9 protein-coding genes are annotated in these 15,501 nt (G+C 71.8%); 5 read left to right on the top strand and 4 right to left on the bottom strand.

The window, feature by feature from the left end; all coding sequences use genetic code 11:
* Positions 1-2 precede the first annotated feature (2 nt).
* From ACOJV7_RS01110 to ACOJV7_RS01095, 4 genes are all read right to left on the bottom strand, one after another.
* The gene (locus ACOJV7_RS01110) at positions 3-398 is read right to left on the bottom strand and encodes a VOC family protein (protein WP_420188320.1); all 396 of its coding nucleotides are present in this window, start codon (positions 396-398) and stop codon (positions 3-5) included.
* Between the two features lie 143 nt (positions 399-541).
* Positions 542-991 (bottom strand): SRPBCC family protein, encoded by a 450-nt coding sequence (locus ACOJV7_RS01105; RefSeq protein WP_420188319.1) that lies wholly within the window; start codon positions 989-991, stop codon positions 542-544.
* A complete protein-coding gene (locus tag ACOJV7_RS01100) occupies positions 988-1,332 on the bottom strand; it encodes an ArsR/SmtB family transcription factor (protein WP_420188318.1) in 345 nt (114 codons plus the stop codon). The genes ACOJV7_RS01105 and ACOJV7_RS01100 overlap by 4 nt, the downstream gene beginning before the upstream one ends.
* A 30-nt stretch (positions 1,333-1,362) precedes the next feature.
* Positions 1,363-2,787: a pyridoxal phosphate-dependent decarboxylase family protein gene (locus tag ACOJV7_RS01095; RefSeq protein WP_420188316.1), complete on the bottom strand. Its 1,425-nt coding sequence runs from the start codon at positions 2,785-2,787 to the stop codon at positions 1,363-1,365.
* 346 nt (positions 2,788-3,133) lie between these two features.
* Between ACOJV7_RS01095 and ACOJV7_RS01090 the strand changes: the two genes are divergently transcribed.
* From ACOJV7_RS01090 to ACOJV7_RS01070, 5 genes are all read left to right on the top strand, one after another.
* Entirely contained in the window at positions 3,134-8,431 is a 5,298-nt protein-coding gene (locus tag ACOJV7_RS01090; protein WP_420188315.1) for a beta strand repeat-containing protein, read from the top strand.
* 77 nt (positions 8,432-8,508) lie between these two features.
* On the top strand, positions 8,509-10,050 hold the full coding sequence (locus tag ACOJV7_RS01085; protein WP_420188313.1) for an amidohydrolase: 1,542 nt from the start codon (positions 8,509-8,511) through the stop codon (positions 10,048-10,050).
* Between the two features lie 157 nt (positions 10,051-10,207).
* Positions 10,208-12,034 carry a polysaccharide biosynthesis protein gene (locus tag ACOJV7_RS01080; RefSeq protein WP_420188312.1) on the top strand — a complete coding sequence of 609 codons (1,827 nt, stop codon included), beginning with the start codon at positions 10,208-10,210 and terminating at the stop codon, positions 12,032-12,034.
* Positions 12,031-13,347, top strand: coding sequence for a Vi polysaccharide biosynthesis UDP-N-acetylglucosamine C-6 dehydrogenase TviB (gene tviB, locus ACOJV7_RS01075; RefSeq protein ID WP_420188311.1), 1,317 nt, complete (start codon positions 12,031-12,033; stop codon positions 13,345-13,347). Before ACOJV7_RS01080 ends, tviB begins: the two co-directional genes overlap by 4 nt.
* A gap of 21 nt (positions 13,348-13,368) precedes the next feature.
* The gene (locus ACOJV7_RS01070; protein ID WP_420188310.1) at positions 13,369-15,474 is read left to right on the top strand and encodes an acyltransferase family protein; all 2,106 of its coding nucleotides are present in this window, start codon (positions 13,369-13,371) and stop codon (positions 15,472-15,474) included.
* The last annotated feature ends 27 nt before the right edge of the window (positions 15,475-15,501 follow it).

Here is a 15,501-nt window from a genome sequence, read left to right as displayed (position 1 = left end):
TCTCACCCCATTCCGGTGCCGACGTTGAGGATGTTGCCGTCGGGGTCCTTGAACCAGACGCTGCGGAACGACGAGTCGCCCATGCGCATCGTGGCGACGCCGTCCTGCCACTCGGTCTCCGGCAGGTCGAAGGTCTCGAACGACACACCCTTGTCGCGCAGGTCGGCGATCTGGTCGTCGAAGTCGCCGTCGGGGACCTCGAGCATCATCGCGGTCGCCTGGTTGGTGCCGGCGTACTCGGACTCGTAGACGAAGAGCCCTCCGGAGCCCGCCTTGTAGGAGACGCCGCCGGGCATGTCGGGTCCGGGCTCGAGCCCGAGCACGCCCTCGTAGAACTCGCGGGCGCGTGCCAGGTCCTTGACGCCGAGGGTGGGGACGGGTGTGTGGTCACCGATCATCGCTGCTCCACGGGCGGACCGGACGACCCTCGCGCGGTCGGCCCACCACCGAGACTAGGGACCGCGGCGCCACGGCGCCATGGGTCGAAGCGGTCGTGCCGGGGGCTCTGGCGGGCCAGCCCATGTCGCGCGCGACCTGGAGGTCAGGCGGTGGTCGGCCGGGGGAGCGCAGCGCCGGTCTCGAGGAGGGAGCGGAGCGACTCGAGGATCGCGGTCCACCCGTCGCGGACGTTCTCCGCTGTGAGCGGGCTGCCGTCGAGCCGGTCGTGGACGAGGCGCAGCCGGGTCCGACCGCCCTCGACCTCGGTGAGCTCCCACGAGACACGGCTGGCCGGCTCGGCGGCGAGCTCGTCGTCGTAGAGCGGGTGCCAGGTGTGGACGAGCCGGTGGGGTGGGTCCACCTCCTCGACGACCCCCTCGATCGCGACGCTGCCGTCGGGCAGGTGGGTCTCGAACGACTCGCCCGCGACGGGGGGTGAGGTCCAATGGGTGGCGTGGAAGTACTGCCGCGTCGCCTCGGGGTCGGTGAGGGCGCGCCACACCTCCTCGACGTCGGCCCGGATGTCGATCTCGTAGACGTGGCGGTCGGTCATGGCTGCTCCTGTTGGGGGCGGTGGGTGCCCTCCGCGGCGCTCCGGACGTCGAGCAGGGCGCGGGTGAACGGTTGCGCATACTTGCCAACCCAGCGGTCGGCGATCTGCGCGATGGGGACGGGGTTGAGGTGGTGGTGCTTCTCGCGACCGACCCGTTCGGTCGTCACGAGGCCGGCCTCCTCGAGGACGGTGAGGTGCTTCATCACCGCGAAGCGCGTCACGGCGGGAAAGAGCGAGACGAGCTGCCCGACGCTCTGGCCGTCCTGCGCGAAGAGGGCGTCGAGCAGGGCGCGGCGGGTCGGGTCGGCGAGCGCCCGGAAGACCACCTGCTCCTCGTCCATGCCTCCATTGTGTGACCATACGGTCACATGTCAAGACTGCTCCGTCACCACCCGGTATGCCGTGATGATCGCCTCCGCGCTCCGGCGCACCTCGTCCTCGTCGGTCTCGAACCCGATGACGGAGAAGCGCATCGCCTCGCGCCCGCGCCACGAGGCGCCGCCGACGAAGCAGACGCCGTCGGCGCGGACCCGGGCGATCGTCTCGCGGGTGAGGCGGTCGCCCTCGTCCTCGTCGGCGTCCGCGCCGAAGCGCACGAGGACCTGGTTGAGGCCGACGTCGTTGAGCACCTCGATGCCCGGCTGCCCGCGCAGGAGGTCGGCCACGAGCCGAGCCAGCGCGCAGTGCCGGTCGACGAGGGCGACGATCCCCTCACGCCCGAGCGTGCGGACCATCGTCCACGTCGCGAAGCCCCGGGCCCGGCGCGACAGCTCGGGCACGTAGTGCGACGGGTCGCGCTCGCCGGTCTCGGAGACTGGGAGGTAGCTCGCCGCGATCGTCATCGCCCGCTGGTGCACGGCGTCGTCGCGCACGATGACGTAGCCGCAGTCGTAGGGCGTCTGTAGCCACTTGTGGCCATCCACCGCCCACGAGTCCGCGCCGTCGACGCCCTCGGTGAGCGCCCGGGTCCGCGGTGAGACGCGCGACCAGAGCCCGAACGCACCGTCGACGTGCACCCACGCCCCGGCAGCCCTGGCGGCCGGCACGAGCGTCGCGAAGTCGTCGAAGGCGCCGGTGTTGAGCTGGCCCGCCTGCAGGACGACGACCGCCGGACGGCGGAGCTCAGCGAAGGCATCGAGGGCGGAGGTGACGACGATGCGGCCCTGGTCGTCGACCGGGAGGGTCACGACGCGTTCGCGACCGAGACCGAGGAGCTGGAGGGCGGCATACGCCGTCGCGTGGGCCTCCTCGCCGATGAGCACCGTGATGGGTGGAGCGCCGAAGAGCCCGTCGCGCTCGACGTCCCACCCGACGTCGTGCAGGACGGCGCTGCGAGCGGCGGCGAGGGCGGTGAAGTTCGCCATCGTCGCTCCGGTGACGAACCCGAGCGACGCCTCGCGGGGGAGGTCGAGCAGCTCGAGGAGCCAGCGGGACGCGACCGTCTCGGCGGCGGAGGCGGCCGGCGAGGCCTGGTGGTTGCCGGCGTTCTGACCCCACGCGCTCGTGAGCCAGTCGGCCGCGACACCCGCAGGGTGGGAACCGCCGATGACCCAGCCGAAGAACCGTGGGCCGGTCGGTGTCATGAGACCGGGGTCGGCGAGCCTGACGAGGTCGCCGAGGACATCGTCCGGGTCGGCGCCCGTCTCGGGCAGGTGGGCCTCGAAGCCGGCCAGCGAGGTCGCGTAGTCGTCCATGGGTGCGGCCGCGCGGTGGGGTACGTCGTGGCGGAACGCGATGGCCGCCTCGCACGCCCGACGCCACAGCGGCGCGATGCTCTCGGGTGGGGTGCTCACCATGAACCGCAGTGTCCTCCCGAGGGTGGCGGCCGCGCCAGACCTGCGTCCGCGGACGCGGCGGGCGCACCCGTGGCGGGCATGGCAGGGGGCGGTACGCGAATCGCTGTGCCACACAGGGCATCTCGCCTGCCGGAGGTTCGCCAGAGGGCACGCCCAACGCCGCATCGCTGCACAATGCTCCGTCCGGTCGGCACCTCCATGCCCCGTCCGAGGGGGTGCGGTGGCAGTCACGACGGGAGGTCGTCGCTTCCCATCGGGCCGACTTTGCCGATACGCCCCGGGTGCCCTCGCAGGCCTCACTACCTTCCGCTTTCAGGTAGTGCTCGATGGAGAGGATGGCCTGGCCATGAACTGGACTCGGCGTTCGGGAGCTGTACTGGTGGCGGCGGCGGTCGCGTTCACGACGACCGGGCCCGCAGGCGCGGCGAGCCCACCGCCAGCTCCAGCCAAGGCCGCTGCGGCTGCGGCCACCGGCGGCTACGTCGCGCTGAGCCCGGCCCGGCTCCTCGACACCCGGGGGGCCGGCACGACCGTCGACGGGCAGTCCAGGGGTGGTGGCCCGCTGGGGCCGGGTGCGACCCGCACCGTCAAGGTGACCGGGCGCGGTGGCGTCCCCACGACGGGTGTGGCGGCCGTGGTCCTCAACGTCACGGCCGTCAAGGCCACGACGAGCGCCTACGTGACCGTCTTCCCCGCGGGGGAGACCCGCCCGAACGCGTCGAACATCAACGTCGTCGCCGGTGACGTGTCGCCGAACGCGGTCGTCGTCAAGGTGGGCGCGTCGGGGTCGGTCTCGCTCTTCCTCAGCGCCGGCTCGAGCGACATGCTCGCCGACGTGGCCGGCTACTACCCTGCGGACGGCAGCTTCACCTCGCTCTCACCCGGCCGCCTCCTCGACACGCGCGCCTCGGGCACGACGGTCGACGGACAGGCCAAGGCCGGTGGGGCCATCGGCGCCGGAGGCACGCGCGACCTCCAGGTCGCCGGTCGCTACGGCATCCCGACGACCGGCGTCGACGCGGTCGTCCTCAACGTGACCGGCGTGCGGCCGACGGCGGGGACCTACCTGTCGGTGTGGCCGACCGGATCGGCGCGACCCAACGCCTCGAACCTCAACCTCGCCGCCGGCGAGACCAAGCCCAACCTCGTCGTGGCCAAGCTCGGCACGGGCGGCAAGGTCTCCTTCTTCAACGCCGGTGGCAAGGTCGACGTGCTCGCCGACGTCGCCGGGTGGATCCCGACCGGCACGAGCTACAGCGCCCTCACGCCGGCGCGCCTGCTCGACACCCGTCCGACGGGAACGACCGTCGACGGCCTCAACCAGCGCAGCGGCGCGGTGGGCGCCGGGTCCAGCGTCAACATCCAGGTGACCGGCCGCCACGGCATCCCGTCCACCGGGGTGTCGGCCGTGGTCCTCAACGTGACGGGTGTCGGCCCGACGGCATCGACCTACGTCACGGCCTACCCGACGGGCGAGCCGCGGCCCAACGCCTCGAACCTCAACCTCGTGCGGGGCGAGACCCGGCCCAACCTCGTCTTCGTCAAGGTCGGCACGGGCGGCAAGGTCTCGCTCTTCAACGCCGGCGGCAGCGTCAACCTGCTCGCCGACGTCGCCGGCTGGTTCGGCGAGGGGTCCACGACCCCAGGTCCGACCGTGACGACGACATCCCTCGTGGGCGCTACCGTGGGCTCGGCCTACAGCCAGACCCTCGCGGCGAGCGGTGGGGCGACGCCCTACACGTGGTCCCTCGCGTCGGGCACGCTGCCCGCCGGTCTGGCGCTCGCGCCTTCGACGGGCCTCATCTCGGGCACGCCCACGACCGCGGAGACGAAGACCTTCACCGTCCAGGTCAAGGACGCCGGCGGACTCACCGCGACGAAGTCACTGACGATCACCGTGTCACCCGCACCGCCGGGACCGCAGATCACGACGACGACCCTCACCAACGCGACCGTCGGCTCGGGCTACGACGTGGCGATCACGGCGACGGGCGGAACCACGCCCTACACCTGGTCGGTGACGTCCGGGACGCTCCCGACCGGCCTCAGCCTGGGCGCGTCGACCGGCCGGATCACCGGGACGCCGACGTCGACCGGGACCTCGTTCTTCACGGTCCAGGTCCGTGACGCGACGGCCAAGGTCGACGCGCAGCCCCTGTCGATCATCGTCGACCCCGTGGGCTCCGGCACCATCAAGGGCACCGTCACGGACACGAGCGCGACGCCCAAGGCCCTCACGAACGTGCGGGTGGTCCTCCGCTCGACCCGTCGTGCCATCAGCCGTGAGACGACGACGGTGGCCGGGGCCTACTCGTTCACGAAGCTCCCGGCCACGAGCGACTGGACCGTCTGCTTCGGTGGGGCGAACGCCACGGGCGGCGCCACCGACGCCACCGGCTATGCCGCGTCCTGCCACGCGGAGAACACCGCGACCGGCACGCCGGGCCACATCGACCTCCCCTCAGCAGCGACGAAGACGATCAACCGAGCCCTCAAGGCCGGCGCCGCCATGAGCGGGACCGTCACCAACAGCGCCGCCACGCCCGCGGGGATCGCCGGCATCTCGGTGAGTGCGGACGAGTCGGCCAGCAGCTACTCGTCGATCTTCCAGGACAACGCCGTGACGTCGACGAGCGGCGCGTGGCTCATCAAGGGCCTCCGGCCGGGGACCTACGGAGTCTGCTTCGACTCCTTCTCGGCCAACTTCACCGCGACCTCGGGGACGGGCTGGCTCGACGAGTGCTGGAACGACCAGCACGGCTTCGGGGTCCCGACGCCGGTGGTCGTGACGGCCGGCACGACGAAGACGGGCGTCAACGCGGCACTCGCCGCCGGTGGGGCGGTCACCGGCAAGGTCACCGACACCACGACCGGTCTGCCCCTCGCGGGCGTCTCGGTCCAGATCTCGGGTCCGAGCTTCGGCTTCGCCACGACGTCGGCGACCGGCACCTGGACGGTCCGAGGTCTCGAGACCGGGACCTACGAGGTCTGCTTCGACGACTTCGGCAACGTCACCGGTGGTGCTGCCAACGGCTACCTGGGTGAGTGCTGGAACGACCAGCCGCAGGGCTCCGGGACCGAGGTGGCCGTGACGGCCGGCGCGACGAAGACCGGCATCAACGCGGGCCTCCTCGCCGGTGGCCGGATCACCGGCAAGGTGACGTCACCGGCGGCAGCGGCCATCGCCAACGTCGGCGTGGACCTCTACGAGGCCGACGGTGGCTACGTCACCTCGGGCCGGACCGCCGCGGACGGCACCTACGCGCTCAAGGGCATCGTCGCGGGCACCGGCTACAAGGTCTGCTTCGCGCCGAACGACGACGTCTGGTCGGGCGAGTGCTGGAACGACAAGCCTACCCTCGAGACCGCCAACGGGATCACCGTGGCCGCGGGCGGCACCACGGCCAACATCAACGCCGTGCTCGCCCTCGGTGGCGCCATCACGGGCACGGTGAGCGAGGCCACCGGGACGCTCAAGAAGCTCGGTGACGTCCAGGTGAGCGTGAGCTCCAACACGACCGACACCTTCGGCTTCACCCGGACCCTGTCCGACGGCACCTACCGCGTCGCCGGACTCAACCCGGGCACGGACTACCGCGTCTGCTTCTCGGGCCGCAACGGCACCGGCGGCGCGAACGACGTCCGTGGCTACGTCGACGAGTGCTGGAACGACAAGGCGTCGGGCTCCGGCGACCCGGTGACGGTCACCGGGGGCGGCACCACCGCCAACATCAACGCGGGGCTCGCCCCGGCCGGGGCCGTGTCCGGCAAGGTCACGCAGGCGAGCTCGGCCAAGCCCCTCGCCGGCGTCAGCGTCACGGCCCGGACAGCGACCGGCTTCACGACCGAGCGGGCGGTGACCGACGTCGACGGGACCTACACGATCAACGTGCTCGCACCCGCGTCGAACTACCAGGTCTGCTTCAGCCAGACCTTCGGCGGCAACGGCGGCACCAACGACGCCCTCGGCTACGTCGAGCAGTGCTGGCAGAACAAGCCGCTCGGACAGACCCCGACGGCCGTCGTCGTCGCCGGTGCGAGCACCCGGACCGGGGTCAACGCGGCCTTGGCGGACGCCGGCGGGATCAAGGGCACCGTCACGGACGCCGGCACGGGCAAGCTCCGCGGCGTCGAGGTCACCGTGAGCACTGGCACGTCGAGCACGCAGTCGGTCTTCACCGGCGCGGACGGCACCTACCAGGTGAGCGGTGTGGCGCCGGGGACGGCATACGTCGTCTGCTTCGAAGCCCAGGCCGCTCTCGGTGGCGCCGCGGACAACGTCGGCTACCTGTCGGAGTGCTGGAACAACAAGCCCTTCACCAAGGTCGGCGCCACGCCCGTCACCGTCACGGCAGGCGTTGCCACCCCCAACATCAACGCCTCGCTGAGCCCGGCATCCGGGATCTCCGGCGTCGTCACGGAGGCGGGGTCGGGCAAGCCGCTCGAGGACGTCTCGGTGCAGGTGGAGTCCGACTCGCTCAACATCTTCGAGTTCGCGAGCACGTCCGCCACCGGTGCGTGGTCGGTGAGGGGCCTGCCCGTCGCGGCGGACTACACCGTCTGCTTCGACCCGAGCTTCTCGACCGGCGGGACGTCGACGACCGGTCACGTCGAGCAGTGCTGGAACAACAAGCCCGACGTGACGACGGCGACCAAGGTCGCGACGACGGCCGGGGTCATGAAGACCGGCGTCGGTGCGTCCGTGGCCGCGGCCGGAGGGATCTCGGGCAAGGTCACGGCGGCGACCGGTGGCGCGGCGCTCGGGGGTGTCGACGTCATCGTGCAGCGGGCCACCGGGTCCGGGTTCGGCTTCGCGACGACGGCCGCCGACGGGACCTGGAAGGTCACCGGGCTCGCCGCCGCGACCGACTGGGTCGTCTGCTTCGAGAGCGCGACGGTGGCAGGTCTCAGCTACTTCGGTGAGTGCTGGAACAACCAGCCGGACGAGACGACGGCCACCAAGGTCGTCGTGACGGCCGGTGCGGTCGTGGCCAACGTCAACGGCACGCTCGAGCGGGCCGGCACCATCTCCGGCAAGGTCACGGCGCAGACGGGCGGGGCCGCCCTCGCCGGCGTCGACGTCAGCGTGAGCAACGACTCGACGTTCGAGTTCGCGACGACCGCCGCCGACGGCACCTACTCGGTCCCGGGCCTCGCGCCCGCGAGCGACTACGTCGTCTGCTTCTCGGAGACGACGGTTGCCGGCGTGACCTACTTCGGCGAGTGCTGGAACAACCAGCCGGACGAGTCCACGGCGACCAAGGTCGCCGTCACCGGCGGCGCGACGACCGCGAACATCAACGGCACGCTCGGGTCCGCCGGAGGCATGTCGGGCAAGGTCACGGCCGCCTCGGGTGGCGCGGCGCTCGACGGCGTCGAGGTGACGGTCTCCTCCGACTCGACCTTCGTCTTCGAGTTCGCGACGACCGCCGCCGACGGGACCTGGTCGGTCCCGGGCCTGCCCCCGGCGAACGACTACGTCGTCTGCTTCGACGGCACCTTCGCCACCGGTGGACCCTCGACGACAGGTTATGCCTACGAGTGCTGGGACAACCAGCCCGACGAGTCGACCGCGACCAAGGTGACCGTGGCGAGCGGGACGACGAAGACCGGCGTCAACGCGGCCCTCACCGCGAACCCCTGACCCCGTTCGCGGGGCACCGCCCACACCCCCTCGAGGGCAGTGCCCCGCGAACGGCCGACGGCTCCTACGATCGCCGGGTGAGCTCGCTGCTGATCCGCCAGGCCCGCCTCGTCCCCGTCGGCGGGGTCGCCGCGCCCGCCGGCACCCTGGACCTGCGCGTCGTCGGCGGCCGGGTCACCGAGATCGCCCCGAACCTGCGAGCCGGCAGCACCGGCCGCACCGGCGGCACCGACGGCGTCGACGAGGTGCTCGACGCCGACGGGCGCTGGCTGGTCCCGGGACTGTGGGACCAGCACGTGCACCTCGGCCAGTGGGCCGCGAACTCCTCGCGGCTCGACCTCTCGTCGACGACGAGCCCGGACGACGCCGTCCGCGTCGTCGCCGCCGAGATCGCCGCCCGCGCCGGGGGAGCGCGCGACACGGTCGTCCAGGGGTTCGGCCACCGCACCGCAGGCTGGGATCGGCAGCCCACGGTCGCCGAGCTCGACGCCGTGGCGGGCGACGTGCCCGTCGTCCTCATCAGCGGCGACGCGCACCACGGCTGGCTCAGCTCGGCCGCCCTGCGCCTGCTGGGCCTCCCACGACGCGAGGGCGTCGTCGAGGAGAACGACTGGTTTCCTGTCTTCGCGCGCCTCGACGAGGTGACGCAGACCGCGGAGGGCAAGCGGACGGCATACGCGAAGGTCCTCGACGCGGCCGTGCGCCGCGGCGTCGTCGGGGTGCGCGAGATGGAGTGGGCCGACAACGCGACCGAGTGGGCGCAGCGCTCCGACTCCGGGCTCGCCGTCCTGCGCGTGCGCACGGCGACGTATGCCGTCGGGCTGGCCGAGACGATCGCGGACGGTCGTCGCTCGGGTGACGTCCTCGACGAGGCGGGGCTCGTGACGATGGGCCCGCTCAAGATCATCAGCGACGGGTCGCTCAACACGCGGACCGCCTTCTGCCACGACCCCTACATCGGGACCGACGTCCTCGAGCACCCGCACGGGCGTCCCAACAACTCGCCGGAGGAGCTCGCCGAGCTGCTCGCGGAGGCGACCGCGCACGGGCTCGACGTCGCCGTCCACGCCATCGGCGACGCGGCGGTCGGCGTGGCCCTCGACTCCTTCGAGCGCACCGGCGCCCGCGGCTCCATCGAGCACGCCCAGCTCGTCGCCACGGAGGACGTGGCGCGGATGGGACGGCTCGGGGTCGTCGCGAGCGTCCAGCCCGCGCACCTTCTCGACGACCGTGACGTGACCTTCCAGTGCTGGCCGGACCGCGCCGACCGGTGCTTCCCGCTGCGCTCGATGCTCGACGCCGGCGTCCGCCTCGCACTGGGCTCGGACGCGCCCGTCGCCCCACTCGACCCGTGGGAGGCCATGGCCGCCGCGGTGCACCGCACCGCCGACGAGCGGGACGAGTGGAACGCCGCCGAGACGCTGACGGTCGAGCAGGCTCTCGCCGGCAGCGTCGACGGTGCGACCACCGTGGGCGTGGGCAGTCCGGGCGACCTCGTGCTCCTCGACGCAGACCCGCTGGGCGGTCCGAGCCGTGGCCCGGAGGCAGCAGCCCGTCTCCGCGCGATGCGCGTCGCTGCGACTGTCGTGGCTGGTGTGACCACCCGAGACGCGTTCTGATCACCCCTGACTAGCCCGGCGCTAGTCAGGTCAGCGAGACCGGTGACCACTTGTGTTCACTTCCACCGGTTTGTCGTTCGCGCGCAATCGGGCCCCCCTAGCGTCATTTGCGTCGTCAGGAACTGACGGCACGGCAGGTCTTCAGGGGTGTGTAGGTATGTCGAGATCGCAGATCCTCGCTCGGCGGACGGTCATGATCGGCTGGGACGCCATCGCGTGGGTGCTCGCGCTCGGGGGCTTCGTCCTCGTGCGGCACGAGCTCACGCTGAGCGAGCGCATGTGGGTCATCGCGGCGAGCTATGTCGCCGCCGCGATGGTGCTGCAGGTGGTCGGCGGCTTCGTCACGCACCTCTACCTCGGTCGGAGCAAGGTGGGGAGCTTCGACGAGGTGACCTCGCTGGCCCGGCTCGTCGTGACCATCAGCGTCGTCCTGGGCGCGGTCTTCTTCATCGCGGCACCGCTGTTCTCCCGCGGGATCGCCTTCATCATGCCCATGCTCGCCTTCCTCATCATGGCCTCGGGCCGTTGGGTCCTGCGGGTCACGCGGGGGAGCGACCGTCGCAAGAGCAGCCGGGTGCCGGAGGTGCCGGGCGTGCCCGCCCTCGTCTACGGCGCGGGGGACGCGGGCCACCAGCTCGCCGGCCTCGTCGACTCCTCGGACGACCCGCCCTACACGATCGTCGGCTTCGTCGACGACGACCCGTCGCTGCGGTTCCTCCGGGTGCGCGGCTACCGCGTCCTCGGGCTCGGCGCCGACCTCATCGCCGTCGCGCGCGCCAAGGGCGCCGAGGCCGTCGTGCTCGCCATCACCGAGGCCTCACCCCAGCTCATCCAGGACGTGTCGGACCGGTGCACCGAGGCGGGTCTCGAGCTCGTCGTCGTCCCACCGGTGCGCGAGATGATCGCGGGGCGGATCGAGCTCGACCACCTGCGCGCCTTCAACGTCGCCGACCTCCTCGGCCGCCGGCAGGTCGAGACCGACCTCACCGAGATCGCCGACCGGGTCACCGGCAAGGTCGTCCTCGTCACGGGCGCCGGCGGCTCCATCGGGTCCGAGCTGGCCCGGCAGGTCAAGGCGCTGCAGCCGGCCAAGCTGCTCCTCCTCGACCGCGACGAGTCCGCGCTCCACGCGACGAAGCTGTCGCTGGACGGCGACGGGCTGCTCGACACCGAGGACACGGTGCTCTGCGACATCCGCGACCGCGAGGCCGTGTGCGCCGTCTTCAACCGGCTCGCTCCCGAGGTCGTCTTCCACGCGGCGGCGCTCAAGCACCTCCCGATGCTGGAGCGCTTCCCGGAGGAGGGCTGGAAGACCAACGTCCTCGGCACGCGCAACGTCCTCGAGTGCGCCGCCACCAACGGGGTCCAGCACTTCGTCAACATCTCGACCGACAAGGCGGCGGACGCGACGAGCGTCCTCGGACAGACGAAGCGGCTCGCCGAGCGCCTCACCGCCTGGTATGCCGGCCAGACCGGCATGCGATACCTCTCGGTGCGCTTCGGCAACGTCCTCGGGTCGCGCGGTTCGGTGCTCGACACCTTCCGCGCGCAGATCGACCGCGGCGGTCCGGTCACCGTGACCGACCCAGAGGTGACCCGCTTCTTCATGACGATCCCCGAGGCCTGCGAGCTCGTGCTCCAGGCGGCGGCGATCGGCCACCCCGGCGACGTTCTGGTGCTCGACATGGGGGAGCCCGTGCGCATCGTCGACGTCGCCCGCCGGCTCATCGAGGAGTCCGGCAAGGACGTCGACATCACCTTCAGCGGTCTCCGCGACGGCGAGAAGCTCCACGAGGTGCTGCTCAGCGCGGCCGAGCGTGGGCAGGGCACCGCCCACCCGCTCATCACCCAGGTCGAGGTGCCCCGGCTCGCGCCGGCGGACCTCGGGACCTGCCTCCCCGGCCACACCGACGGCCTCGACCTCATCCGGATCGTTCCGGCCATGCCCGCCCACGGCACCACTGCAGGAAAGGGAACGCGATGACCCTGCACGCACCCACCACCACCCCCACGTTCCCGGCCCTGCCGGGCGGCGTCCGGCTCGCCGTCGTCGGGCTCGGCTACGTCGGGCTCCCGCTCGCCGTCGAGTTCGGGCGGACGATGGACGTCGTCGGCTTCGACATCAACAGCACCCGCGTCAAGGAGCTGTCGACCGGCACCGACCACACCCTCGAGGTCGAGGACGCGGCCCTCGCCGGCGCGACCCACCTGCGGTTCACCGAGGACCCCGACGACATCGCCGACCGCAACGTCTACATCGTCACGACGCCGACGCCGATCGACGCCGCGAAGCAGCCGGACCTCACGCCCGTGCTGTCGGCGACCGAGACGATCGCCAAGGTCCTCAAGCCGGGCGACACCGTCATCTACGAGTCGACGGTCTACCCGGGCGCCACCGAGGAGCAGTGCGTCCCGGTCCTCGAGGACCTCTCCGGGCTGCTCGTCAACGTCGACTTCTTCGTCGGCTACAGCCCCGAGCGGATCAACCCCGGCGACAAGGAGCACCGGCTCCCGACGATCGTCAAGGTGACGTCGGGCTCGACGCCCGAGGCCGCCGACTTCGTCGACGCGCTCTACGGGTCGATCATCACCGCGGGCACGCACCGGGCCTCGTCGATCCGCGTCGCGGAGGCGGCGAAGGTCATCGAGAACACCCAGCGCGACGTCAACATCGCGCTCATCAACGAGCTCGCGATCCTCTTCAACCGGCTCGACATCGACACCGAGGAGGTGCTGCAGGCGGCCGGCTCGAAGTGGAACTTCCTCGGCTTCCGCCCTGGACTCGTCGGCGGTCACTGCATCGGCGTCGACCCCTACTACCTCACGCACAAGGCGCAGGCGGTCGGCTACCACCCCGAGATCATCCTCGCGGGCCGCCGGCTCAACGACTCGATGGGCTCCTACATCGCCTCGCAGCTCGTCAAGCGGATGACGAAGGAGCGCATCCCGGTCCGCGGGGCGCGTGTGCTCATGCTCGGGCTGACCTTCAAGGAGAACACCCCGGACCTGCGCAACTCGCACGTCGTCGACATCCTCGCCGAGCTCGCCGACTACGAGATCGACGTCGACGTCCACGACCCGTGGGCGCGGCCCGAGGAGGCCCGGCTGCACTACGGCATCGACCTCGTCGAGGAGCCCGAGCAGGGCGCCTACGCCGCGGTCATCCTCGCGGTCCGGCACGAGCAGTTCGTCGCGATGGGTGCCGACGCGATGCGCGCCTTCGGCGACCCGAACGGGCACATCCTCTACGACCTCAAGTACGCCCTCGGCCGGTCCGAGTCCGACCTCCGCCTCTGATCCGGCGCCGAGGGTGGGGACGTGGCTCTCGACCTGACGACGGGTGTCGGGGAGTCGGAACGGGAGCGGCCAGCACGGCATACGCCTCCGGGTCCGCTCCCGCGGCCCGATGAGAGGGCGCCCACGGATGGCACGCGACGTCCCGACATCCAGGGCCTGCGCGCGGTCGCCGTCCTCCTCGTCGTCGCCTTCCACGCGGGGCTGCCGCTGCCGGGCGGGTTTGTCGGCGTCGACGTCTTCTTCGTCATCTCGGGGTTCGTCATCACGGGGATGCTGCTGCGCGAATGGCGCGCCCACGGCCGGATCCGGTTCGCGCGCTTCTACCTGAGGCGGGTTCGGCGGCTCACCCCGGCGCTCGCGCTCATGGTCTCCGTGACGTTGCTGCTGTCCACTTTGCTGCTCTCGCCGCTCGGGCCGCAGCAAGCCACGGCCCAGACCGCAGCCGGCGCGATGTTCGTCGTCGCCAACGCCGTCATCGCCCGGACGACGGGCGGCTACTTCGACGGGCCGGCCGAGCAGAACGCGCTGCTGCACACGTGGTCGCTGTCGGTCGAGGAGCAGTTCTACCTCGGCTTCCCGTTGCTGCTCGCGCTCTCGTTGCTGGCGACTCGTCGTCGGGGTGCGCGGCGGCTGCCGGCCCTCGTCGTCGTGGTCGTGTCGACCTGCTCGCTCCTTGTCGCGGTCGTCGTCAGCCGCGGGTGGCGGCTCGAGGTGGGCGAGCTGCTCGTCGGGTTCTACGGACCGTTGACCCGGGTGTGGGAGTTCGGGGCCGGGGCGCTGCTCGCCCTGAGCCCGGGACTGCTCGCCCTCCGGACCCGCGGTCGCGCACGGGTCGCCGGGGTTGTCGGCGCGGTGCTGCTGCTCGCCTCGGTGGTGCTCATCTCCGAGCGGACGCCGTTCCCGGGACCGTGGACGCTCCTGCCGGTCGTCGCGACGATGCTCCTGCTCCGTGCGGGGGGCGTGCCGGGCACGGCGACGTCGCGGGCGCTGCGCGCGGCGCCGATGGTCCGCGTCGGCGACTGGTCCTACTCGGTCTACCTCTGGCACTGGCCGTTCATCGTCTTCGCCACCGCGCTTTGGCCCCTTTGGGCAGCCGCAGCACCCGTCGCTGCAGTGCTCTCGTTCGGGGCTGCCGTCGTGTCGTTCAGGCTCGTCGAGGACCCGGTCCGCCGGTGGCAGCCGCCGAACCGGGCGGGGGTCGTGTGGCTCGTCGCCGCGTGCCTCGGTCCACCCGTCCTGCTCGCCGGAGTGCTCGGAGTCGCTGTCTCGCAGGGGTTCTGGTCATCGACAGTGCGGGCGCACCAAGCGGCGGTCCTCGAGCCGCACGTCGGGTGCTACGGCTACGTCCCGATGACCGATGCGTCGAGCGCTCGCTGCACGGTGCACGTCGCCGACGGCGTGCCCGTCTACCTCGTCGGCGACTCGCACGCCCAGCACCTCACCGAGGCGGTGCGCGGAGCCGGCCGGTCGTCGGGCCGTCCGGTGACCGTCTCGACTGCGACGAACTGCCCGGTGCTCGACATCGCCGTGTCGAAGGTCGGCGGACCGCCGGGACACGACACGGGCTGTCGCCGGTTCGTGCAGGGCACGCTGCGCTTCCTCGACGGTGCGCCGCCCGGTCTCGTCGTGCTCGCGGCCTCGGACCGCTACTGGACCGACCCCGGCTTCGCCGCCGGGCCGGTCGGCGGCACGGTGTCAACAGACCCGGAGGTCAAGCTGCGGGTGGCGACCACCGGGCTCGCGTCGACGGTGCGGACGCTGCAGGGCTCCGGCCACTCCGTCATCCTCGTCGCCGACGTCCCGCGGTGGGACGGCGCCGACAGCTGGACCCCGGTCGACTGCACGGTGGTCTCCCTCGTTCTCGCCGTCGGGTCGTGCGAGAGGGAGATGCCGCTGAGCCATGTCGAGGCGCGTCAGGGGGAGTTCGCCGAGGTGTTGCGCGAGGTCGGCCGGACGACGGGTGCCGAGGTGCTCGACGTCACCGCCACCCTCTGCCCCGACGGGTGGTGTTCCAACCGGATGGACGGCGTGACGGCCTACCGCGACACCAACCACCTCACCGTCGCGCGCAGCGAGGCGCTGGCGCCGCAGTTCGCCGCGGCACTCACCTCGTCCGGCGGCGGTTGAGGCGCCGACCCGACGGAGGACATCGTC

Source organism: Knoellia tibetensis (assembly GCF_048606415.1).
GTDB classification, from domain to species: Bacteria; Actinomycetota; Actinomycetes; order Actinomycetales; family Dermatophilaceae; genus Knoellia; species Knoellia tibetensis.
The sequence above is the reverse complement of the archived record's forward strand: the minus strand, read 5'-3'. Positions and strand labels throughout refer to the sequence as shown.